Annotated in this window: 17 protein-coding genes; 6 read left to right on the top strand and 11 right to left on the bottom strand. The window is 70.0% G+C overall.

Going from position 1 to position 22103, the window contains the following annotated elements; genetic code table 11:
• Positions 1-14: 14 nt before the first annotated feature.
• Complete coding sequence (locus tag FB600_RS19600; protein WP_013696186.1) at positions 15-626, bottom strand: PadR family transcriptional regulator; 612 nt, start codon at positions 624-626, stop codon at positions 15-17.
• Between the two features lie 96 nt (positions 627-722).
• The gene (gene cadR, locus FB600_RS19605; protein WP_017919796.1) at positions 723-1154 is read right to left on the bottom strand and encodes a Cd(II)/Pb(II)-responsive transcriptional regulator; all 432 of its coding nucleotides are present in this window, start codon (positions 1152-1154) and stop codon (positions 723-725) included.
• An 88-nt stretch (positions 1155-1242) separates the two neighbouring features.
• Here cadR and FB600_RS19610 point away from each other — a divergent pair, with 88 nt between their 5' ends.
• Positions 1243-3900, top strand: a complete 2658-nt coding sequence (locus FB600_RS19610) for a heavy metal translocating P-type ATPase (RefSeq protein ID WP_145757268.1) — start codon at positions 1243-1245, stop codon at positions 3898-3900.
• 35 nt (positions 3901-3935) lie between these two features.
• Positions 3936-4124, top strand: a complete 189-nt coding sequence (locus FB600_RS19615) for a hypothetical protein (protein ID WP_046580218.1) — start codon at positions 3936-3938, stop codon at positions 4122-4124.
• A gap of 90 nt (positions 4125-4214) precedes the next feature.
• On the opposite strand, the gene FB600_RS19620 is transcribed toward FB600_RS19615, so the two are convergent.
• Entirely contained in the window at positions 4215-4694 is a 480-nt protein-coding gene (locus FB600_RS19620) for a GyrI-like domain-containing protein (protein WP_103690853.1), read from the bottom strand.
• A gap of 230 nt (positions 4695-4924) precedes the next feature.
• Between FB600_RS19620 and eat the strand changes: the two genes are divergently transcribed.
• Genes eat through eutC form a run of 3 tightly spaced genes read left to right on the top strand, consistent with a single transcriptional unit; the run spans position 4925 to position 8560 of the window.
• Positions 4925-6334 carry an ethanolamine permease gene (gene eat / locus FB600_RS19625; protein ID WP_013696190.1) on the top strand — a complete coding sequence of 470 codons (1410 nt, stop codon included), beginning with the start codon at positions 4925-4927 and terminating at the stop codon, positions 6332-6334.
• Positions 6335-6371: 37 nt separating this feature from the next.
• Positions 6372-7769 (top strand): ethanolamine ammonia-lyase subunit EutB, encoded by a 1398-nt coding sequence (locus tag FB600_RS19630; RefSeq protein ID WP_036048674.1) that lies wholly within the window; start codon positions 6372-6374, stop codon positions 7767-7769.
• Positions 7766-8560 (top strand): ethanolamine ammonia-lyase subunit EutC, encoded by a 795-nt coding sequence (gene eutC, locus FB600_RS19635; RefSeq protein ID WP_145757267.1) that lies wholly within the window; start codon positions 7766-7768, stop codon positions 8558-8560. Before FB600_RS19630 ends, eutC begins: the two co-directional genes overlap by 4 nt.
• An 89-nt stretch (positions 8561-8649) precedes the next feature.
• On the opposite strand, the gene adh is transcribed toward eutC, so the two are convergent.
• Positions 8650-10170, bottom strand: a complete 1521-nt coding sequence (gene adh / locus FB600_RS19640; RefSeq protein WP_036035280.1) for an aldehyde dehydrogenase — start codon at positions 10168-10170, stop codon at positions 8650-8652.
• Positions 10171-10508: 338 nt separating this feature from the next.
• Between adh and FB600_RS19645 the strand changes: the two genes are divergently transcribed.
• Complete coding sequence (locus FB600_RS19645) at positions 10509-11651, top strand: helix-turn-helix domain-containing protein (protein ID WP_145757266.1); 1143 nt, start codon at positions 10509-10511, stop codon at positions 11649-11651.
• Between the two features lie 61 nt (positions 11652-11712).
• Here the strand turns inward: FB600_RS19645 and FB600_RS19650 are convergent, their stop codons facing one another.
• The 7 genes from FB600_RS19650 to gcvT all read right to left on the bottom strand — a co-directional run bounded on the left by FB600_RS19650 (position 11713) and on the right by gcvT (position 22017).
• Entirely contained in the window at positions 11713-12798 is a 1086-nt protein-coding gene (locus FB600_RS19650) for a glycosyltransferase family 9 protein (protein ID WP_145757265.1), read from the bottom strand.
• 45 nt (positions 12799-12843) lie between these two features.
• Positions 12844-14565: a thiamine pyrophosphate-binding protein gene (locus tag FB600_RS19655; protein WP_145757264.1), complete on the bottom strand. Its 1722-nt coding sequence runs from the start codon at positions 14563-14565 to the stop codon at positions 12844-12846.
• Positions 14566-14770: 205 nt separating this feature from the next.
• Positions 14771-16159 (bottom strand): L-serine ammonia-lyase, encoded by a 1389-nt coding sequence (locus tag FB600_RS19660; protein ID WP_013696197.1) that lies wholly within the window; start codon positions 16157-16159, stop codon positions 14771-14773.
• A gap of 29 nt (positions 16160-16188) precedes the next feature.
• Complete coding sequence (locus FB600_RS19665; RefSeq protein ID WP_013696198.1) at positions 16189-17334, bottom strand: alginate lyase family protein; 1146 nt, start codon at positions 17332-17334, stop codon at positions 16189-16191.
• Between the two features lie 143 nt (positions 17335-17477).
• Positions 17478-20408 carry an aminomethyl-transferring glycine dehydrogenase gene (gene gcvP, locus FB600_RS19670; protein WP_145757263.1) on the bottom strand — a complete coding sequence of 977 codons (2931 nt, stop codon included), beginning with the start codon at positions 20406-20408 and terminating at the stop codon, positions 17478-17480.
• A gap of 63 nt (positions 20409-20471) precedes the next feature.
• Positions 20472-20855, bottom strand: a complete 384-nt coding sequence (gcvH, locus tag FB600_RS19675; protein ID WP_098181426.1) for a glycine cleavage system protein GcvH — start codon at positions 20853-20855, stop codon at positions 20472-20474.
• Between the two features lie 43 nt (positions 20856-20898).
• The gene (gcvT, locus tag FB600_RS19680) at positions 20899-22017 is read right to left on the bottom strand and encodes a glycine cleavage system aminomethyltransferase GcvT (RefSeq protein ID WP_145757262.1); all 1119 of its coding nucleotides are present in this window, start codon (positions 22015-22017) and stop codon (positions 20899-20901) included.
• Between the last annotated feature and the right edge of the window lie 86 nt (positions 22018-22103).

Raw genomic sequence — 22103 nt, forward strand, 5'->3', positions numbered from 1 at the left:
CGTTCCATCCCGCCTCAATCGGGATCGGCCTCGGCCAGGCGTGCCGCCACGTCGCGCAGCCAGGCCTCGCTCCAGGTCAGCGCGCCCACCTTCAGGTGCCCGACCACGCTGCGCACCCAGTCGAGTTCGGTCTCGACGGTGGCCTGCAGCAACTCGCTCTCCAGCAGGAACAGCCGCGGGATCTGCATCGCGAGTGCCGCGTTGCGCGCCGCCTCGAGCCGTTCGAGTTCTTCCTCGAGCGCGAGGATGCGCGCCTCGAGCTGGCGCCGCGCATCCTCGACCGACAGCAGGGGCAGAATCGACAACGCGACCGGAAACGCCGGGAACTCGCGGGCCGGTTGCGCGAGCTGCTCGCGCAACCACTGGCGCGCGGTGTTGCGGCCCGATTCGGTGACGGCATAAACAGTGCGCTCGGGGAACATGCCGTCGCGCTCGGTATCGTGGACCACCACCAGGTGGTCGCGCAGCAGACGCTCGAGCGTCTGGTAGAGGCTGTTGCGCTGGCGGACGTTGATCACTTCGTCCTTGCCGCGCAGTTTGATCAGCTGCTGGATCCGATAGGCGTGCATCGGCGCTTCGGTCAGCATCGCCAGCACGGCCAGTGCGAGAGGGGAAAATTTCGGCATGAGCCAGTCGAATCCATCATCAATTTGTGACTAGTGATTTTATGACTGGTCATGAATTGACGCAATGGAGAACGCGAGTGCCGGCTGCGAGCGCGCCTAGCCGACGTGCGTGCGCTTGGCCGGCGCCTCCAGCGTTTCCATGGTCGCGAGGCCGTGCACGATGCCGCAATCCTCGACCGTGTGATCGCCCTGGCACTGCTCGCGCAATTCGCTGAGCTGGGCCTTCAGGTGCTGCAGTTCGACGAGTCGCGCATTGACGTGGCCGATGTGTTCGTCGAGCAGCGTGTTGATCGAATCGCAGCGATCGGCCGGGTCGTCGGTCAGGCGCAGCAGCGCGCGGATCTCGTCGTGCGTCATGTCCAGCGCGCGGCAGTTGCGGATGAACCGCAGGCGCTCGACGTGGACCTCGGTGTAGCGCCGGTAATTGGCGTCGGTGCGCTCGGCATCCGGCATCAGACCCTCCTTCTCGTAGAAGCGGATCGTTTCCGGCGTGCAGCGGGCGGCTTTCGCGAGTTCGCCGATCTTCATCAGATTCTCCTGGCGGTAGCGGTTGACCCTGAAGTGGCTTCAGGGTGTTAACTCTACACCGTCAAGCAATCAGGCATCGGAGAAGGTGATGAGCGAAAGCAATCGGAGCAAGGACGCGATCGGCGTCGAGGCGCGCGAGGCGCAGGCGGTGGCGGCCGGCGACCATGCTGGCCACGAGGCGCATGCGCATGGCGCCGGCGCGGCTTGCTGCGGGCACGACCACGACCATGCCCTTGCGCCGGCCGATGCCCGCGCCGCCGCCGCGCCGGGCCAGGCGATCCAATGGACGCGCCGCGATCCGGCCGGGCAGGCCGAGCTCGCGCTCGCCGCCGCGCCGGAACGTGCCGATGCATGTTGTTCGGGCAAGGCGCACTCGCGTGAGCATGATCACGCGCATGCCGGCCACGACGATGCGGGGCACGACCACGCCGCGCACGGCAGCCATGGGCATGCCGTCGACGATCATGCGGGTCATGACCATTCGAACCACGATCATGCGGGCCACAATCACGCCGACCACGACCACGACCACGCCGCCCATAGCCACGACCACGGCGCCGACTGCTGCGCCCCCGCCGCGCTGACGCTCGCGCCGCTGCCCGGCACCGAACGCCTGGCCGACGGCCAGGAACGCTCCGCCTTCCGCATCATGCAGATGGATTGCCCGACCGAGGAAACGCTGATCCGCAAGAAGCTGGGCGGCATGGCCTCGGTGGCGACGCTCGAATTCAACCTGATGCAGCGCATGCTGACCGTGGTCCACACGCCGGGCGCGGCCGATTCGGTCGCCGCGGCGATCCGCACGCTCGGCATGACGCCCGAGCTGGCCGGCGCCGCCGACGCCAAGGCGGGCGGCGCCATCGCCGAGCCCGCCAAGCCGGTCTGGCCGCTGGTCGCGGCCGGCGTCGCCGCGCTGGCTTCCGAGGCCGTCACCTGGGCCGGCCTGCCGACCTGGGCCGCCGCGCTGCTGGCGCTGGCCTCGGTGGCGGTCTGCGGGCTCACCACCTATCGCAAGGGCTGGATCGCGATCCGCAACGGCAACCTCAACATCAACGCGCTGATGAGCATCGCCGTGACCGGCGCGATGCTGATCGGCCAGTGGCCCGAGGCGGCGATGGTGATGGTGCTGTTCACCATCGCCGAGCTGATCGAGGCGAAGTCGCTCGATCGCGCCCGCAACGCGATCCAGGGCCTGATGCGGCTCGCGCCCGATACCGCCACGGTGCGCCAGCCCGACGGCAGTTGGGCGTCGGTGGCGGCGGCCGAGGTCGCGCTCGGCGCGATCGTGCGCGTGCGCCCCGGCGAGCGCATCGGCCTGGACGGCGAGCTGGTCGAGGGCCGCTCCAGCGTGAACCAGGCGCCGATCACCGGCGAGAGCCTGCCGATCGAGAAGGCGCCTGGCGACGCCGTGTTCGCCGGCACCATCAACGAATCGGGCTCGTTCGACTATCGCGTCACCGCGGTGGCCTCGAACACCACGCTGGCGCGCATCATCCACGCCGTCGAGGAGGCGCAGGGCGCCAAGGCGCCGACCCAGCGCTTCGTCGACCGCTTCGCGCGCGTCTACACGCCGATCGTGTTCGCGATCGCGCTGCTGGTCGCGGTGGTGCCGCCGCTGCTGCTGGGCGAGTCCTGGCACGACTGGGTCTATCGCGCGCTGGTGCTGCTGGTGATCGCCTGCCCTTGCGCGCTGGTGATCTCGACGCCGGTCACCATCGTCTCGGGGCTGGCGGCCGCGGCGCGGCGCGGGATCCTGGTGAAGGGCGGCGTCTATCTCGAGGAAGGCCGCAAGCTCGGTTGGCTCGCGCTCGACAAGACCGGCACGCTCACCCACGGCAAGCCGGTGCGCACCGACGTCGAGGTCTTGGCCGACGATCTCGAGCCGCAGCGGATCGCCTTCATGGCCGCGAGCCTCGCGAGCCGCTCCGATCACCCGGTCTCGCAGGCGATCGCGACCGCGGCGCTGGCCGAGCGCGGCAGCGCCGGCGCGCCGTTCGCCGAGGTCGAGGGCTTCGAGGCGCTGCCGGGCCGCGGCGTGCGCGGCAGCATCGACGGTGCCGCCTACTGGCTCGGCAACCGGCGCCTGGCAGTCGAGCTCGGCCGCGCCTCGGCGGCGCTCGACGAACGCGTGGCCGCGCTGGAATCGAAAGGCCGCACGGTGGTGATGCTGATCGACGCGACGCGCGTGCTCGGCCTGTTCGCGGTCGCCGACACGGTCAAGCAGACCAGCCGCGAGGCGATCGAGCAACTGCACGCGCTCGGCATCCGCACCGCGATGCTGACCGGCGACAATGCGCACACGGCCGCGGCGATCGCGCGCGAGGTCGGCATCGACGATGCGCGCGGCAACCAGTTGCCGGAAGACAAGCTCGCCGCCGTGGTGGAATTGTCGGGCCAGGGCCGCGCGGTCGGGATGGTGGGCGACGGCATCAACGACGCGCCGGCGCTGGCGCGCGCCGACATCGGCTTCGCGATGGGCGCGATGGGCACCGACACGGCGATCGAGACGGCCGACGTCGCGCTGATGGACGACGACCTGCGCAAGATCCCCGCCTTCGTGCGCCTGTCGCGCGCCACGCACCGCGTGCTGGTGCAGAACATCGGCTTCGCGCTGGTGGTGAAGGCAGTGTTCCTCGGCCTCACCGTGGCCGGGCTGGGCACCATGTGGATGGCCGTGTTCGCCGACGCGGGCGCGAGCCTGATCGTGGTCGGCAATGGCTTGCGGCTGCTGCGCGCCTCGCGCTGAGGCGGCGTCGCGGCATCGGGAAGGCGGGGCTCGCGATGAACCGTTTCGCCCGCTGGTTCGACACGCTGCGCGGTGCGCTGGCCGGCCATGCCGCGCGGCCGGGGCGGCGCTTCACCCAACTGCGTTCCGGCGATGCAGGCCGGCCGGCGGTCTGCCGCCGCTGTAGCGCGCCGCTGGAAGCGGCCTCGCGCATGTGCACGCGATGCGGCACGCGCGTGCATTGAGCCGGTCAGCGCAATGCGCGATGCGCCGCTGAATGCCGGCTTATCCACAGCGAGCCGTGGATAAAGGGTCCAGCTCGCTGTGCGTGCCGCTCAGCGCAGCGGCAGGCAGATCTCGGTCAGCAACTGCTCGGCCGGCGTGTCGCGCGGATCGTTGAGATAGCGCTCGAACGAAGGCGCCTCGGCCAGCGCGCGTCCCGATGCGGGCAGCCATTCCTGGAACAGCCATCGATACGATTCGCCGAGCCGCGCATAGGGCCCGCGATGGATCAGTACCGCATACGGGCCGCCCGAGATGGTCAGGTGTTCGAACTGCCCGGGCAAGGCCAGCGCCGCGGTCCCCTCGCCGAGCGCGAAGCAGGCATGCGAGCGCAACTGCGTGGCCGGTACCGTCTCGGGATCGTCGTGGAAGATGCCCAGGCATTGCGTATCGGGTCCGAACTGGCCCTGTTCGTCGAGCCAGGCGGCCAGGCGTGAGAATGCGGCATGCATCTCGGCATAAGGGCCGATATGGGCGGCCGCGACTACCTCGAGCGGCGCGAGCTGGCGGATGTCGAGCTGCGGATTCGTCATGCTGGAGGGTTCCGGAATCAGTCGTGATGGATCGGCCGGCACGCGCGACCACCGGCGCCATGCCGCCGCTCATCCTACGGAAGCCTTACGACCCGCGCAATCGGCAGCATCCGCCGCCCCGCCCACCTTTGCCGATTTTCGATAACGCCTCGATTAATGACTCTCTAGCATCGGTGATCGGTCACCCGATCCGGCGCGCCGCGCCGGCAGCCGCACATGAGGAGAGAGCGATGCAAGCAGAGTCGAACGGCCGCCCCGCAGCGGGCGGCGCCGCGCCGGGGCCGGCACTGAAACAGACCCTCGGCACCTGGCAGCTGTGGGGCATCGCGGTGGGCCTGGTGATCTCGGGCGAGTATTTCGGCTGGAGCTACGGCTGGGCCAGCGCCGGCACGCTCGGCTTCGTGGTCACCGCGCTGTTCATCGCGGCGATGTACACCACCTTCATCTTCAGCTTCACCGAGCTGACCACCTCGATCCCGCACGCCGGCGGCCCGTTCGCCTATGCGCGGCGCGCCTTCGGCCCGGCCGGCGGCTACCTGGCCGGCATCGCCACCCTGGTCGAGTTCGTGTTCGCGCCGCCGGCCATCGCGCTGGCGATCGGCGCCTACCTGCACGTGCAGTTCCCCTCGCTGGAGCCCAAGCACGCGGCGATGGGCGCCTACCTGGTGTTCATGGCGCTCAATATCGTCGGCGTGCAGATCGCCGCCACCTTCGAGCTGATCGTCACCCTGCTGGCGATCTTCGAGCTGCTGGTGTTCATGGGCGTGGTCTCGCCGGGCTTCTCCTGGGACAACTTCACCCGCGGCGGCTGGAGCGGCGCCGACCACTTCTCGCCAAGCGCCTTCCACGGCATGTTCGCGGCGATCCCGTTCGCGATCTGGTTCTTCCTCGCGATCGAGGGCGTGGCGATGGCCGCCGAGGAGGCGAAGAACCCGAAGCGCTCGATTCCGATCGCGTATGTCGCCGGGATCCTGACCCTGGTGGTGCTGGCGATCGGCGTGATGGTGTTCGCGGGCGGCGCCGGCGACTGGACCAAGCTGTCCAACATCAACGATCCGCTGCCGCAGGCCATGAAGTACATCGTCGGCGAGCACAGCGGCTGGATGCACATGCTGGTCTGGCTGGGCCTGTTCGGGCTGGTGGCCTCGTTCCACGGGATCATCCTCGGCTATTCGCGCCAGATCTTCGCGCTGGCGCGCGAGGGCTACCTGCCGGAATGGCTGGCCAAGGTGCACCCGCGCTTTCGCACGCCGTATCGCGCGATCCTGGCGGGCGGCGTGGTCGGCATCGCGGCGATCTACAGCGACGAGCTGATCCAGTTCGGCGGCCAGACGCTCACCGCGAACATCGTGACGATGTCGGTATTCGGCGCTATCGTGATGTACATCGTCAGCATGGCGGCGCTGTTCAAGCTGCGCCGCAGCCAGCCGGCGATGGCGCGCCCGTTCCGCGCGCCGCTCTATCCGCTGTTCCCCGCCTTCGCGCTGGTGGCGGCGCTGGTCTGCCTCGGCACGATGGTGTATTTCAATGCGCTGGTCGCGCTGATCTTCGTGGTGATCGTCGCGCTCGGCTACGGCTACTTCCTGGCCACGCGAGCGCAGCGGGCGGCCACGCCGGCCGAGGCGCTGCTCGAGGAATGACAGCACGCGCGCCGGGCGGCGCGCAGGAGATTCGCAGATGTCGTACACGGAGACGATCGGCTCGCGCACCTATCGGTTCGCGGACCTGAAGACCTTGATGGCGAAGGCCAGTCCCTTGCGCTCGGGCGACCAGCTCGCCGGCGTGGCGGCGGCCAGCGAGGAGGAGCGCGTGGCGGCGAAGATCGCCCTGGCCGCCGTGCCGCTCAAGGCCTTCCTCAACGAGGCGCTGATTCCCTACGAGCGCGACGAGGTCACGCGGCTGGTGATCGACGAGCACGACGCGGCCGCCTTCGCCGAGATCTCGCACCTGACGGTGGGCGATTTCCGCAACTGGCTGCTCTCGCCCGCCGCCGACGGTGCCGCGCTCGAACGCGTGGCGCCGGGCCTCACGCCCGAGATGGTGGCGGCGGTCTCGAAGCTGATGCGCAACCAGGACCTGATCGCGGCGGCCAGGAAGCGCCGCGTGGTCACGCGCTTTCGCAACACGGTCGGCCTGCCGGGGCGCATGTCGGTGCGCCTGCAACCGAATCACCCGACCGACGACGCCAGGGGCATCGCCGCCTCGATGCTCGACGGCCTGATGTACGGCTCCGGCGACGCGATGATCGGCATCAATCCCGCCACCGACAGCCTGGCCGCCATCACGCGCCTGCTGAACATGATCGACGCGTTCCGCGAGCGCTACCGCGTGCCGACGCAGTCCTGCGTGCTGACCCACGTCACCAACACCATCGCCGCGATCGAGAAGGGCGCGCCGGTCGACCTGGTGTTCCAGTCGATCGCCGGCACCGAGCAGGCCAATGCCAGCTTCGGCATCTCGCTGGCCCTGCTCGGCGAGGCGCACGAGGCGGCGCTCTCGCTCAAGCGCGGCACGGTCGGCGACAACCTCATGTACTTCGAGACCGGCCAGGGCAGCGCGCTGTCGGCCAACGCGCATCACGGCGTCGACCAGCAGACCTGCGAGGTGCGCGCCTACGCGGTGGCGCGCCGGTTCCGGCCCTTCCTGGTCAATACCGTGGTCGGCTTCATCGGCCCCGAGTACCTGTACGACGGCAAGCAGATCATCCGCGCCGGGCTCGAGGATCACTTCTGCGGCAAGCTGCTGGGCGTGCCGATGGGTTGCGATATCTGCTACACCAACCACGCCGAGGCCGACCAGGACGACATGGACACGCTGCTGACCCTGCTCGGCGCGGCCGGCATCAACTTCATCATGGGCATCCCCGGCGCCGACGACGTGATGCTGAACTACCAGAGCACCTCCTTCCACGACGCGCTCTACGTGCGCGAGGTGCTGGGGCTGCGGCGCGCGCCCGAGTTCGAGGAATGGCTGGAGACGATGGAGATCGCCGACGCGAAGGGCGCGCTGATACCGGTGCATGCGCGCGCGCCGCTGCTGGCCGGGGCGAAGGAATGGATGGGGATCGACGCATGAGCGATGCGGTCGAGAAGAACCCCTGGGGCGGCCTGAAGACCTTCACCAACGCGCGGATCGCATTGGGCCGCGCCGGCAGCAGCCTGCCCACCGAGCCCCTGCTGGCCTTCAATCTCTCGCACGCGCAGGCACGCGACGCGGTGCACCAGCCGCTCGATGCCGACAAGCTGCGCGGCGAGCTGGAGGCGGCTGGCTTCGCCACGCTCGGCGCGGACAGCGCGGCGCTCGATCGCCAGCACTACCTGCGCCGCCCCGACCTCGGGCGCAAACTGTCCGAGGCGAGCCGCGAGGCGCTGGCCGCCGAGGGCGCCAAGCCGGCCAAGGCGCCGGACCTGGTGTTCGTGATCGGCGACGGCCTGTCGGCCTTCGCGGCCGCGAAGCAGGCGCTGCCGCTGCTGAACGCGATACGCGGGCGGCTCGATGCCGATGGCTGGTCGCTCGGGCCGGTGGTGGTGGCGCGGCAGGCGCGCGTCGCGCTCGGCGACGAGATCGGCGAGCTGTTGCGCGCGCAACTGGTGGCGATCCTGATCGGCGAGCGGCCGGGCCTCAGCTCGCCCGACAGCCTCGGCGTCTACCTGACCTACGCACCCAAGGTGGGCTGCCACGACGCCCAGCGCAACTGCATCTCGAACGTGCGCCCCGAGGGCCTGCCTTACGAGGCGGCCGCGCACAAGCTGCACTACCTGCTCACCCACGCGCGCCGCCTGCAACTGACCGGCGTCGGCCTCAAGGACGACAGCGACGCGCTGCTGGCCGATCGATCGGATAACGAACGAATCGGCGAAGGGTAGCCGAGCCTGCCGTTGCCCGCACGAAAAAGCGCCGGTGGAATATCCACCGGCGCTTTTTCGTTGCGGCGAGTTCGGCGAGGCCGCCGCGCTCAGAAGAAGCCGAGCGGCTTGTCGTCGTAGCTGACCAGAAGGTTCTTGGTCTGCTGGTAATGGTCGAGCATCATCTTGTGCGTCTCGCGGCCGATCCCCGACTGCTTGTAGCCGCCGAACGCGGCATGCGCCGGATAGGCGTGATAGCAGTTGGTCCACACGCGGCCGGCCTGGATCGCGCGGCCGAAGCGATAGGCGCGGCCGCCGTCGCGGGTCCACACGCCGGCGCCAAGCCCGTAGAGCGTGTCGTTGGCGATTTCAAGCGCCTCCTCCTCGTTCTTGAAGGTGGTCACCGACAGCACCGGCCCGAAGATCTCCTCCTGGAAGATGCGCATCTTGTTGTGGCCGCGGAACACGGTCGGCTTCACGTAGTAGCCGCTGGCGAGCTCGCCCGTCAGCGTGTTGCGCTCACCGCCCGTCAGGCACTCGGCGCCTTCCTGGCGGCCGATGTCGATGTAGGACAGGATCTTCTCGAGCTGCTCGGCCGAGGCCTGCGCGCCGATCATGGTCTGCGCGTCGAGCGGGTGGCCCTGGCGGATCTTCTCGACGCGCTTCACGGCGCGCTCGATGAAGCGGTCGTAGATGCTTTCCTCGACCAGCGCGCGCGACGGGCAGGTGCACACCTCCCCCTGGTTCAGCGCGAACATCGCGAAGCCTTCCAGGGCCTTGTCGAAGTAGCTGTCGTCGCGGTCCATCACGTCGGCGAAGAAGATGTTCGGGCTCTTGCCGCCCAGCTCGAGCGTGACCGGGATCAGGTTCGCGCTGGCGTACTGCATGATCAGGCGGCCGGTGGTGGTCTCGCCGGTGAAGGCGATCTTCGAGATCCGCTTGCTGGAGGCCAGCGGCTTGCCGGCTTCCAGCCCGAAGCCGTTGACGATGTTGAGCACGCCCGGCGGCAGCAGGTCCTGGACCAGCTCGGCCCACACCAGGATCGAGGCCGGCGTCTGCTCGGCCGGCTTGAGCACCACGCAGTTGCCGGCCGCCAGCGCCGGCGCGATCTTCCAGGCCGCCATCAGGATCGGGAAGTTCCAGGGGATGATCTGGCCGACCACGCCGAGCGGCTCGTGGAAGTGATAGGCCACCAGGTCGCCGCCGATGTCGGCGATCGAGCCTTCCTGGGCGCGCACGCAGCCCGCGAAGTAGCGGAAATGGTCGATCGCGAGCGGGATGTCGGCCGCGGTGGTCTCGCGCAGCGGCTTGCCGTTGTCGATGGTCTCGGCCACCGCCAGGCGCGCCAGGTTCTGCTCCATGCGATCGGCGATGCGCAGCAGCACGGCGGCGCGCTCGGCCACCGGGGTCGCGCCCCAGCTCGCCTTGGCCTTGTGCGCGGCGTCCAGCGCGAGGTTGATGTCGGCTTCCTGCGAGCGCGGGATCGCGGTGAAGGCCTGGCCGGTGACGGGCGAGAGATTGTCGAAGTACTGGCCGTCGACAGGGGGCACCCATTCGCCGCCGATGAAGTTCCCGTATTGCTTGCGGTACGGGAATTCGATGTTCAGGTGCTGCATCTCGGCGTGGTTCATCGTGTCGCTCCTCGCATGTCGGTTTTGGGGAAAACATCGCCGCGCGCGCAAGAGGACGCTCGCCACGCGCGGCGCGGTGTTCCGGATACGCCAAAAGCGTGCCAGCGCGCCGCCTTGCGGTGCGAGCCCGGCGCGAGGCGGTGCGGCGGCGGCGGGCAGGGCCGCCGCGACGATGATGCTGCCGCGACTGTGCAGGAATGGAACGTTCGCCCGTCACAGGCTGTGCCGTCGCGGCACAGCGCGCGGCGGCGGGCGACCGGGCCGCGCCGGGCCCGGTTTCGGCACGGGACTTGCGTTCGCTTTGCGGGTCGAGGCAGGAACAGGCTGGGAGGGTGAACATGGACAGCGCACGAGGCGGCGGCGAGGCGACCGCGGAGGACACGCGGCGCAGCGCGGCAGGCGACGAGGTGCCGGCTGGCCGCGCCGTGGTCAGCGTCGCGCACGACGCCGACGAGCAGGCGCGCAACCTGGTGGGCTGGCGCCAGACCTACGACCAACTGGCGGCCGGGCATTTCGTCGGCACCCTCACCGAGCTGCCGCTCGACACCATGAAGCTGTTCCGCGAGACCACCAGCCACACGCTGCGCCAGGCCTGCGAGGTGCGCGGCGATGCTTACTGGTTCGGTATCCCGGTGCTGCCGCCCGAGTTCGAGGCCGCGCAGATGCGTATCGATACGCGGCCGGTCGCGGCCGACGGCTTCGCCTGCCGGCCCGGCAATGTCGAATTCGAGCTGCTGACGCCGGCGGCCTTTTCGATCTACGGCGTGGTGGTGCGCGGCGAGGTGCTGCGCCGTCATGCCGAGCAGGTCGAGCGAGCCGGCTTCGACGAGAGCGTGCCGCGCCAGGCCATGGTGCGCGCCGGCGATGCGCGGCTGGCGCGCCTGCGCGCGCTGCTGGCATCGCGGCTCGATCCATGGCCGGATTCGCGGCCTGCTTCACGGCCTACCTCACAGCCTGCTTCGCAATTCGGCTCTCAGTCCGACTTGCCTCCCGATTCACGGCTGCTCCAGGCGACCTCGCCGCGTGCAGCCCTTTCCGATGGCGAGCGCCATGATCTGCAGGAGGCCGTGCTGGCTGCCCTGTTCGACGTCTGCGCGGGGCCGGCCGGCGATGAAGAGGCCGATGGCATGCAGCCGCAGCGGCGCCGCCGCATCGTTGCCCAGGCGCGCGACTACGTGCTCGCGCATCGCGCGCGTGCGGTGGGCGTGCCCGAGCTTTGCGAGCAACTGCACGTGAGCCGACGCACCTTGCAGAACTGCTTCCAGGACGTGCTCGGGATGGCGCCGGCCACCTATCTGCGCGCGCTGCGCCTGAACGGCGCGCGACGCGACCTGTGCGGGCGCGCCGCCGGCTCGGTGCAGGACGTGGCCGCCGCCTGGGGGTTCTGGCACCTGAGCCAGTTCGCGACCGACTATCGCCGCATGTTCGGGATGCGGCCTTCCGAGGCGCTGCGCGAATCGGTGGCGGTCGCGCTCGGCTGAAGCGGGCGAGCGCCGCGTCGCCGGTCATTGCTTGCCAATCGTCGATCCTCGGCCTCGGCTGCTACGCCCGCGCCCGCGGCCACGCCAACGCGTCCCAATCGACCAGCCCCCATGCCGCCTCGACCATCGCGATCTCGGCGGGATCGTCGCTGGCATGGCGATCGCGCAGCGCGGGCGGCACCGTCACCACGAAGGGCCGGCACAGCGGATAGTCGCGCACGCGCAGCTCCGGCGCGATGCTGGTGAAGCCGGCCAGGGTCGGCACCTCGAAGCCGTCGGCGGCGTGGATCGCCGACGTGTCGGCGCTGACCAGCACCGCCGCGTCGCGGATCCAGGCGAAGTAGGCGGCCGTGTCGGGAGACAGCTCGCGCACGTCCGTGTAGGCGGCATGCTCGACGGGCCCGAAGCCCAGCACGGGCAGGCCGTATCGCCGGGCGATGCGCTCCACGATGGCGGCTCGCCGCGAGGGCGGGATGCTGCGCAGCGGCGTGCTCGCCTCGGCGCAGAACAGCGCGTAGCGCCGCCCGCGCCAGGCCGCGGGCAGTTCCGGCAGCGCCAGCCGCGACAGCCAGCGATTGCGCCTGGCGGCGGCCGGCACCGTGGCCGGATCGACGCCGAGCGCATCGAGGAAGTAGTCGATCATCGGCAGCGCCGCGAAGGACGGCCGATACAGCTGGTTGCCGACGTCGATCCTCGGGTCGTCGGCCGGCAGCGCATCGAGGTGCGCCGGCAGCATGCGCATGCCGGCGACCGCCTCGTCGGCGAGCCGATAGAGCTGCTCGACATGGCCGGACAAACGCGATGGCCGATACAGCGCGATACGCAGCGCCGGATGCGCATCACGCAGCGCCGCCAGCGCGCTGAGCCCGATGATCGAATCGCCGAGCGCGACGCCCATGCCGTTGATCACGTGGACCCGGGCATGTCGCGCGTAGTCGAGCCGGAACGGCTGCTCGGTCGCGTTGAGGATGCCGGTGCCGCCCTGGCTGGCGGCGCGATGGCCGGGCGGCACCTGGCCCGCCATCTCCAGGTCGTAGGGCGCCACCAGCCGGCGCTCGCGCGAGAGCAGGGTGCCGGGGTGCCGCAGCGCGGCCGGCCCCTCCAGGTCGGCCGGCGTGTCAGCGGCGAGCGGCGCGGGATGTGCCATCGATCCGGGAATCCTCGAAGCAAGAGTCGACGGGAGCAGGGCGTCTCATGCGCCCGGCCCGGTTTCGCCGCGGGCGCGCCGCCCCTGCTCGCGCACCTGCTCCAACGTCGCGGCCGGCGTGCTGGCCTCCTGCGGGATCCGGATCTCGATCAGCGCGGGCAGGCCGCTGCCGAGCGCGCGTTCGAGCGCCGGCGCGAATTCGGCGGTGGTGGCGACGGTCTCGCCATGCGCGCCGAACGCGCGCGCATAGGCGGCGAAGTCGGGATTGGTGAGGCCGGTGCCATGCACGCGGTTCGGGTAATGGCGTTCCTGGTGCATGCGGATCGTGCCGAAGTGGCCGTTGTTGACCACGATCACCACGATGTTCAGGCCGTATTGCATCGCCGTGGCCAGCTCGTGGCCGGCCATCATGAAGCAGCCGTCGCCGGCCAGCGCCACCGCGATTCGTTGCGGATACAAGGACTTCGCGGCCAGCGCGGCCGGCACGCCGTAGCCCATCGCGCCATTGGTCGGCGCGAGCTGCGAGCGGAACGCGCGATAGGCGTAATGGCGATGCAGCCAGGTGGCGTAGTTGCCGGCGCCGTTGCTGACGATCGCGTCGTGCGGCAGCCGTTCGCGCAACTGCTGCATGATCTCGCCGAGCTGTACCTCGCCCGGCATCGGCAGCGGCTTGCGCCAGGCCAGGTAGGCCGCGTGCGCCTCGCTCGCGCTGCCGGCCCAGGGCAGCAGCTCGGGCGGCGCGAGCTCGGCCAGCCGCGCCGCGATCTCGGGCATGCCCGAGACGATCGGCAGGTCGGGCAGGTAGACCCGGCCCAGTTCCTCGGCGCCCTGGTGGACGTGGATCAGCGACTGGCGCGTCTTCGGTATTTCCAGCAGCGTGTAGCCGCCGGTGGTCGCCTCGCCCAGGCGCGGGCCCAGCACGAGCAGCAGGTCGGCCTCGCGGATGCGCCTGGCGAGCGCCGGATTGATGCCGAGCCCGACGTCGCCGGCATACAGCGGATGCTCGTTGTCGAAGCTGTCCTGGTAGCGGAACGCGCAGGCCACCGGCAACTGCCAGGCCTCGGCGAAGCGGCGCAGGTCGGCGCAGGCCTCGACGCTCCAGCCGCTGCCGCCGGCGATCAGCAACGGGCGCTCGGCGCGCGCGAGCCGCTCGCGCAGCTCGGCCATCTGGGCCGCGGAGGGCGCCGCCGCGATCCGCTTGGCGGCCGGCAGCACCGGCTGCGGCGCGCAGGGGTCGGACAGCAGGTCTTCCGGCAGCGCCAGCACCACCGGGCCGGGACGGCCCGAGGTCGCGACATGGAAGGCATGGCTCAGGTACTCGGGAATCCGCCGCGCGTCGTCGATCTGCGCGACCCACTTGGCCAGCTCGCCGTACATGCGGCGATAGTCGATCTCCTGGAAGGCCTCGCGGTCGAGATGCTCGCGCGCGCATTGGCCGACGAACAGGATCATCGGCGTCGAATCCTGGAACGCGGTATGCACGCCGATCGAGGCATGCGTCGCGCCCGGTCCGCGCGTGACCAGGGCCACGCCGGGCCGGCCGGTCAGCTTGCCGATCGCCTCGGCCATGTTGGCGGCGGCGGCCTCGTGGCGGCAGACGATGGTGTCGATGCGCCCGGTTTCGTCGCCGAGCGCGTCGAGCACGGCGAGGAAGCTTTCGCCGGGCACGCAGAACACGCGTTCGACATGGTTGGCGAGCAGCGCATCGACGAGCAGTCGGGCGCCGTTGACGCTGGCGGGGACGGCGGAATCCGGAGTGTGCGACATGGACGGCGGGCTCCCTCGGTGGCGGGAGGGATAGCTTACGCCGGATGGGCGAAACGTGGCGAGCGGGTCGCGAACGGTGAGTGCTCGCCGCGAAACGCCGCCGCGCGTCGTTGCGAGGAACGAGAAAACGGAAAAGGGCGAACGCGTAAACGCAAGGCGCCGCGCAGCCGATCCGGCGCGCGGCGCGTGTCGCCTCAAATCCCGCTCAGCACTCGACGATATTCACCGCCAGCCCGCCGCGCGAGGTTTCCTTGTACTTGGTCTTCATGTCGGCGCCGGTCTCGCGCATGGTCTTGATCACCGAATCGAGCGACACGTAGTGGCTGCCGTCGCCGCGCAGGGCCATGCGCGCGGCGTTGACGGCCTTCACCGATGCCATCGCGTTGCGCTCGATGCAGGGGATCTGCACCATCCCGCCGACCGGGTCGCAGGTCAGGCCGAGGTTGTGCTCCATGCCGATCTCGGCGGCGTTCTCGACCTGGCGCGGCGTGCCGCCCAGCACGGCGGCCAGCGCGCCGGCCGCCATCGAGCAAGCCACGCCCACCTCGCCCTGGCAACCCACCTCGGCGCCCGAGATCGAGGCGTTGAGCTTGTAGAGGATGCCGATCGCGGCGGCCGTCATCAGGAAGTCGATCACGCCCTGCTCGTTGGCGCCCGGCACGAAGCGCGTGTAGTAGTGCAGCACCGCCGGGATGATGCCGGCCGCGCCGTTGGTGGGGGCGGTCACCACGCGCCCGCCCGCGGCGTTTTCCTCGTTGACGGCAATCGCGTAGAGGTTGATCCAGTCGACCATCGACAGCGGGTCGCGCAGCGCCAGCTCCGGGTTGCCGGTCAGCGTGCGATACAGCTGCGGCGCGCGGCGCTTGACCTGGAACGGGCCGGGCAGGGTGCCCTCGGCGTCGGGGTTGTTGATGCCGCAGCCGCGCGACACGCAGGACTGCATCACCTCCCAGATCTTCAGCAGGCCGGCGCGCGTGGTGTCCTCGTCGTGCCAGGCGCGTTCGTTGTCCCACATCAGCTGGGCGATCGACTTGCCGGTGGAGGCGGTCAGCTCCAGCAGCTCGGTGCCGGAGCGGAACGGGTAGGGCATCTGCTCGGCCGCGTTCAGCACCTTGGTATTGGCCGCACCGGCCGTCACCACGAAGCCGCCGCCCACCGACAGGTAGGTGGTTTCGCGCAGCGCCTCGCCGGCCGCGTCGCGCGCGCGCAGCGTCATCGCGTTCGGGTGCTCGGGCAGCGCCTGCCGGTAGAAGCCGATCTGCTCCTTCAGCACGAAGGGCACCGGATGGCGGCCCAGCAGCGAGAGCGTTTTCGTGTCGCGCACGGCGGCCAGCCGCGCGTCGATGGTATCGGGGTTCACCGTGTCGGGCGCGTCGCCCATCAGGCCCAGCATCACGCCGCGATCGGTGCCGTGGCCCTTGCCGGTGGCGCCGAGCGAGCCATACAGGTCGACCTTCACGCCGGCGACCTGCTCGAGCAGGCCATCACGCTCGAGCCCCTGGACGAACATCAGCGCGGCGCGCATCGGTCCGACCGTATGCGAGCTGGACGGGCCTATCCCGATTTTGAAAAGATCGAACACGCTGACTGCCATGGGGAGTTCCTGTAATGCGGATGGGGTGATTAACGTGCCGGCAGCGGCAGGCACGCAGCCAGCCAGGCGGGCGGCTGCGGCGCGAGCTGCTGCGCGACGCTGTTGTAGCGGCCGTCGAGACGGGCCGCGAGGTGGAACAGCTCGGTGGCGTTGGCCGGCTGCCATTGGCCCGAATAACCGGGCAGGCCCGCCTCGCGACGCTTGGCGTCGAACGGCACCGTGGAGTTCACGAATTCTTCATGGGTCTTCTCGCCGCGCGCATAGGGCACCAGCCAGTCGAGCGCGGCCTGCAGGGTGGCGCCGTTGCTGCCGCGCTCGCGCAGCCAGTTGCGGTTGAAACGCCGCGCGGCCAGCGCCGCCGTGACCAGCGGCTGCAGGTCGTAGACCGCGTAGTGGACCGCGTCGCGCTCCTCGAAATCGAAGGTGGTGCCGTCCGGCTTGATGTTGTCGGCCAGGTGCTCGACGAACAGGCGCTGGGCGGCGTTCATCATCTTGCGATCGCCGAGCGTGAAGGCCGACAGCGCGATCAGCTTGATCCGGTGGCTCTGCCAGTTGTTGCGCCACACGCCGGTGAGCGGGCGCGGCTGCGCGTCGACCTGCGCCACGTAGCCGGCGCCGAGCTTGGCGATGAAGGTCGAGGCCGCGTTGCGCGTCTTGACCGGCAGCGTGCTGGCGGCCATGTCGTAGGCGATGATGAGGCCCTCGAAGCGGGTCTCGTCGATCGGGTTGAAGTCGGGCTGGTAGGTGGTGACCCAGGCCAGCAGGAAGCGGTTCAGCAGCGCGAGATAACGCGGGTTGTTGGTGACGCGCCAGGCCAGCGCCGCGTCGCGCATCAGCTCCATGTCCTTGAGCGCTTCCTCGCTCTGGTCGCGGATGCCTTCGTGCGGCAGCAGGCCTTCGGTATGCAGGTGCACGAGCGCCTTCGGCGCGTCGTTCAGGTGCGCGTCGACGCTGCGCACCAGCGCCTGGATGCCGGGCTCGGCCGAGGTGCTCTCGTTGCTCTGCAGCGCGGGCGCCGCGCAGAAATTCATTGCCGCGCGCGCCGGCGAGGCAGCGGCCGACAGCGCGAACGCGACGCAGGCCGCGAATGCCGGCGCGAGCGCGCGCCAATGGGCCTGCCGCACGTGCTGTACATGCCGTGTGGCCATGCGATCCGGAAACACCTTGCGCACCATGCGGAACTCCTCGTTTGGCTGGATGGCGGTGTCAGATGTTAGCCGGACTTGGAGGCGAACGCGACCGCGCGCCATGCGCCCCGCCGCGGGGGCGGGAGGCATGGCGCGCGTCATGACGGGCTCGGCGAGGGGCGCGCGCTCCGTCAGGCGTAGTCGGACATCGGCACGCACGCGCAGAACAGGTTGCGGTCGCCGTAGACGTTGTCCGCCCGGCCGACCGGCGGCCAGTACTTGTTGCCGGCGGCCAGCGACGCCACCGGGAACGCGGCCTGCTCGCGCGTGTAGGCGTGCGTCCACGCGTTGGCGGTGACCACCGCCGCCGTGTGCGGCGCATGGCGCAGCGGGTTGTCCTCGCGATCGGCGCGGCCTTCCTCGACGGCGCGGATTTCCTCGCGGATCGCCACCATCGCGTCGATGAAGCGGTCCAGCTCCTCCTGCGATTCCGATTCGGTCGGCTCGACCATCAGCGTGCCCGGCACCGGGAAGCTCATGGTCGGCGCGTGGAAGCCGTAGTCCATCAGGCGCTTGGCGACGTCGTCGACGGTGATGCCGCTGCTGTCCTTGATCGGGCGCAGGTCGAGGATGCACTCGTGCGCGACCAGCCCGCCCGGGCCCGAATACAGCACCGGGTAATGCGGCGCGAGACGCTTGGCAATGTAGTTGGCGTTGAGGATCGCCACTTCGGTGGCGGCCGTCAGGTTGCGCGCGCCCATCATCGCGATGTACATCCACGAGATCGGCAGGATCGAGGCCGAGCCGTAAGGCGCCGCCGAGACCGCGCCGATGCCGTCGGCGCCGCGCGTGTAGCCGGTCGAGCGCTGGTTCGGCAGGAACTTGGCGAGATGCGCGCCGACCGCGACCGGACCGACGCCGGGGCCGCCGCCGCCGTGCGGGATGCAGAAGGTCTTGTGCAGGTTCAGGTGGGACACGTCGCCGCCGAACTGGCCCGGCGCGGTCAGGCCGACCATCGCGTTCATGTTCGCGCCGTCCACGTAGACCTGGCCGCCGTGCGCATGCACGACCTCGCAGATCTCGCGCACGTTCTGCTCGAACACGCCGTGCGTCGACGGGTAGGTGATCATGATCGCGGCCAGGTTCGCCGCGTGCTGCTCGGCCTTGGCCTTGAGATCGGCGAGGTCGACGTTGCCCTGCTCGTCGCAGGCCACCACCACCACCTTCATGCCGGCCATGTGGGCCGAGGCCGGGTTGGTGCCGTGCGCCGAGGCCGGGATCAGGCAGACGTCGCGATGGCCCTCGCCGCGCGAGGCGTGATAGGCGTGGATGATCAGCAGGCCCGCGTACTCGCCCTGCGAGCCGGCGTTCGGCTGCAGCGAGACGGCCGCGTAGCCGGTGGCGGCCACCAGCATCTGCTCGAGCTGGCTGATCATGGTGCGGTAGCCGACGGTCTGCTCTTCCGGTGCGAACGGGTGGATCTGGCCGAATTCGGGCCAGGTGACCGGCAGCATCTCGGAGGTCGCGTTCAGCTTCATGGTGCAGGAGCCGAGCGGGATCATCGAGCGGTCCAGCGCCAGGTCCTTGTCCGACAGGCTGCGCAGGTAGCGCAGCATCTCGGTTTCGGAATGATGGCGGTTGAACACCGGGTGGGTCAGGTAGGCGCTCTGGCGTTCGAGCTGGGCCGGCAGCACCGGCGCGCCGGGCAGGGCCGCTTCCAGCGCGTCCACCGACGGCGCGGCGGCGCCTGCCACCGAGGCGAACACGGCCAGCAGGTCGGCCAGGTCGGCGCGGGTGGTGGTCTCGTCGATCGAGATGCCCACCTGGCTGGCGCCGGCATGGCGCAGGTTGATGCGCTTGGCGCGCGCGGCTTCGTGCAGCGCGGCGGCGTGCTGGCCGGCCTCGACAGTCAGCGTGTCGAAGAAGCTGTCGTTGACCAGCGTGTAGCCGAGCTGGGCGACGCCCGCGGCCAGCAGGCCGGCGATCCGGTTCACGCGCAGCGCGATGGTCTTCAGGCCGCGCGGGCCGTGGTAGACCGCGTAGGAACTGGCCATGATCGCCAGCAGGGCCTGCGCGGTGCAGACGTTCGAGGTGGCCTTCTCGCGGCGGATGTGCTGCTCGCGCGTCTGCAGGGCCAGGCGCATGGCCGGCTTGCCCTGCGCGTCGACCGTCACGCCCACCAGGCGGCCCGGCATCTGGCGCTTGAATTCGTCGCGCACGGCCAGGTAGGCCGCGTGCGGGCCGCCGAAGCCGACCGGCACGCCGAAGCGCTGGGTATTGCCGACCGCCACGTCCGCGCCCCATTCGCCGGGCGGCACGAGCACGGTCAGGGCCAGCAGGTCGGCCGCCGCCACCACGTGGCCGCCGGCCGCGTGCACGGCCTCGGTCAGCGCGCGGTAGTCGCGCACGTCGCCGTTCACGCCCGGGTATTGCAGCAGCACGCCGAACGCGTCGGCATCGGCGGCCTGCGCCGCCGGGCCCGTCACCACCTCGATGCCGATCGGCTCGGCGCGGGTGCGGATCACTTCCAGCGTCTGCGGCAGCACGTCGTCGGCCACGAAGAAGCGGTTCGACTTCGGCTTGCCGTTGCGCTGCAGCAGGGTCATCGCCTCGGCGGCGGCGGTGGCTTCGTCCAGCAGCGAGGCATTGGCGATCGCCAGGCCGGTCAGGTCGGTGACCATCTGCTGGAAGTTCAGCAGCGCCTCCAGGCGGCCCTGCGAGATTTCCGGCTGGTAAGGCGTGTAGGCCGTGTACCAGGCCGGGTTCTCGAGCACGTTACGCAGGATCACGGCCGGCGTATGCGCGTTGTAGTAACCCTGGCCGATGAAGGACCGGAAAACCTGGTTCTGGTTCGCCAGCTCGCGCAGCGCGGCGAGCGCTTCCGCCTCGCTCCTGGGCTGCGTGAACGGCCCCAGCGGCAGCGTCTCGTCGCGACGGATCGCGGCGGGGATCACCGCCTCGATCAGCGCCGCGCGCGAGGCGAAGCCGAGCGTGTCGAGCATGGCCTGCTGGCTGGCGGCGTCGGGGCCGATATGGCGTTCGGCGAACGCGTCGTGCGTTTCGAGCGCGGCGAGCGAGAGGGGCGTGCGGTTCATCAGGTGATCCGGATGGTCGAGCTTCATGGCATTCCTGCGGGTTGCGGCGCGCGTGCCGTGGTCGCGCGCGCCGCTCGGGTCGAAAAGGGCTTAGCCGTCGATCAGCTTGCTGTACGCGGCCGCGTCGAGCAGATCGTTGGTGTTGGCGCCGGGGGCGAGCTTGATCCTGAACAGCCAGGCGTCGTAGGCGTCTTCGTTGACCGACTCGGGCTCGTCGATCGCGTCCGGGTTGGCGGCGATGATTTCGCCGGAAACCGGCGCGTAGATGTCGGAAGCGGCCTTGACCGACTCGACCACGCCGATCGGGTCACCCGCCTTCACCTGCTTGCCGGCTTCCGGCAGCTCGAGGAAGACGATGTCGCCGAGCGTGCTCTGGGCGTGATCGGTGATGCCGACCGTCAGCGTGCCGTCGGCTTCGGTGCGGATCCACTCGTGTTCGTCGGTGTATTTCAGATCTGCCGGGACGTTGCTCATCGGATGCTCCTGATTGTGTTGTGCGTGTTGGAGGTTCGTGCGCTCAGGCGGCCAATACCTTGCCGTTGCGCACGAACGGGAGTTTTACCACGCGCGCGGGAAGGTTCTTGTCGCGGATTCGCACCTGCACGGTGTCGCCGACGGCAACGCCGGCCGGCACGCGCGCGAACGCGATCGATTCCTGCATGCTGGGCGAGAAGGTGCCGCTGGTGATCTCGCCCTCGCCGTGTGCGGTGAGGACCTGCTGGTGGGCGCGCAGCACGCCGCCGGCCTTGCCGTTTTCCTTCTCGAGGATCAGGCCGACGAAGCCGGCGCGCTCGCCGTGCGCCTCGAGCGCGGCGCGGCCGACGAACTCGCGCGGCGCCGACAGGTCGATGGTCCAGGCCAGGCCCGCGTCGAGCGGCGAGACGGTCTCGTCCATGTCCTGGCCGTAGAGGTTCATGCCGGCCTCCAGGCGCAGCGTGTCGCGCGCGCCGAGCCCGGCCGGGCGCACGCCGTGGGCGATCAGCGCGTCCCACAGCGCTTGCACGTGGCTGGCCGGCACGATGATCTCGAAGCCGTCCTCGCCGGTGTAGCCGGTGCGCGCCACGGTCAGGTCGCCGAACGGGGTGCCGGCCACCTGGGCGGCGTTGAAGGGTTTCAGTTCGCTGGTGGCGGCGCGCGCGGCGGGCACCGTGTCCCAGGCCTTGGCGCGGGCGTTCGGGCCCTGCACGGCGATGATCGCCAGCTCGCGGCGCGGCGTGATCTCGAGGCCGAAGCCGCCTTCCTCGTTCAGGCGCTGGAACCAGGCGATGTCTTTCTCGGCGGTGCCCGCGTTGACCACGGTGCGGAAGAAGGTTTCGGTGAAGTAGTAGACGATCAGGTCGTCGATCACGCCGCCTTCGGGGTTCAGCAGGCAGGAGTAGAGCGCCTTGCCGGGCGTGTGCAGCTTGCCGACGTTGTTGGCGATGGCGTACTCGAAGAAGGCGCGGGCGCGCTCGCCGCGGAAATCGACCACGCACATGTGGGACACGTCGAACATCCCGGCATCGGTGCGCACGGCGCGATGCTCTTCCAGCTGCGAGCCGTAGTTGACGGGCATGTCCCAGCCGCCGAAATCGACCATGCGGGCGTTGAGCGCGGCATGCGCGGCGTGGAGCGGGGTGTGTTTGAGTGCGGTCATCGGGGCCTCGAGGTTCCGTGCGGGCGGGTGCCCGGACGCGAAAACGATTCGGCAAGTGGGCGAGCCGCCGGCGCGCGACGCGTCCG

Origin of the sequence: Burkholderia sp. SJZ089 (assembly GCF_007828315.1) — a bacterium.
Taxonomy (GTDB): domain Bacteria; phylum Pseudomonadota; class Gammaproteobacteria; order Burkholderiales; family Burkholderiaceae; genus Burkholderia; species Burkholderia gladioli.

Coding starts and splice junctions, on each gene's coding strand:
- FB600_RS19645 (WP_145757266.1), top strand. CDS start 10,509: ATGGACAGCGCACGAGGCGGCGGCGAGGCGACCGCGGAGGACACGCGG.
- FB600_RS19660 (WP_013696197.1), bottom strand. CDS start 16,159: ATGGCAGTCAGCGTGTTCGATCTTTTCAAAATCGGGATAGGCCCGTCC.
- FB600_RS19615 (WP_046580218.1), top strand. CDS start 3,936: ATGAACCGTTTCGCCCGCTGGTTCGACACGCTGCGCGGTGCGCTGGCC.
- FB600_RS19600 (WP_013696186.1), bottom strand. CDS start 626: ATGCCGAAATTTTCCCCTCTCGCACTGGCCGTGCTGGCGATGCTGACC.
- FB600_RS19610 (WP_145757268.1), top strand. CDS start 1,243: ATGAGCGAAAGCAATCGGAGCAAGGACGCGATCGGCGTCGAGGCGCGC.
- cadR (WP_017919796.1), bottom strand. CDS start 1,154: ATGAAGATCGGCGAACTCGCGAAAGCCGCCCGCTGCACGCCGGAAACG.
- FB600_RS19620 (WP_103690853.1), bottom strand. CDS start 4,694: ATGACGAATCCGCAGCTCGACATCCGCCAGCTCGCGCCGCTCGAGGTA.
- FB600_RS19650 (WP_145757265.1), bottom strand. CDS start 12,798: ATGGCACATCCCGCGCCGCTCGCCGCTGACACGCCGGCCGACCTGGAG.
- eutC (WP_145757267.1), top strand. CDS start 7,766: ATGAGCGATGCGGTCGAGAAGAACCCCTGGGGCGGCCTGAAGACCTTC.
- gcvH (WP_098181426.1), bottom strand. CDS start 20,855: ATGAGCAACGTCCCGGCAGATCTGAAATACACCGACGAACACGAGTGG.
- gcvP (WP_145757263.1), bottom strand. CDS start 20,408: ATGAAGCTCGACCATCCGGATCACCTGATGAACCGCACGCCCCTCTCG.
- FB600_RS19665 (WP_013696198.1), bottom strand. CDS start 17,334: ATGGTGCGCAAGGTGTTTCCGGATCGCATGGCCACACGGCATGTACAG.
- FB600_RS19655 (WP_145757264.1), bottom strand. CDS start 14,565: ATGTCGCACACTCCGGATTCCGCCGTCCCCGCCAGCGTCAACGGCGCC.
- gcvT (WP_145757262.1), bottom strand. CDS start 22,017: ATGACCGCACTCAAACACACCCCGCTCCACGCCGCGCATGCCGCGCTC.
- FB600_RS19630 (WP_036048674.1), top strand. CDS start 6,372: ATGTCGTACACGGAGACGATCGGCTCGCGCACCTATCGGTTCGCGGAC.
- adh (WP_036035280.1), bottom strand. CDS start 10,170: ATGAACCACGCCGAGATGCAGCACCTGAACATCGAATTCCCGTACCGC.
- eat (WP_013696190.1), top strand. CDS start 4,925: ATGCAAGCAGAGTCGAACGGCCGCCCCGCAGCGGGCGGCGCCGCGCCG.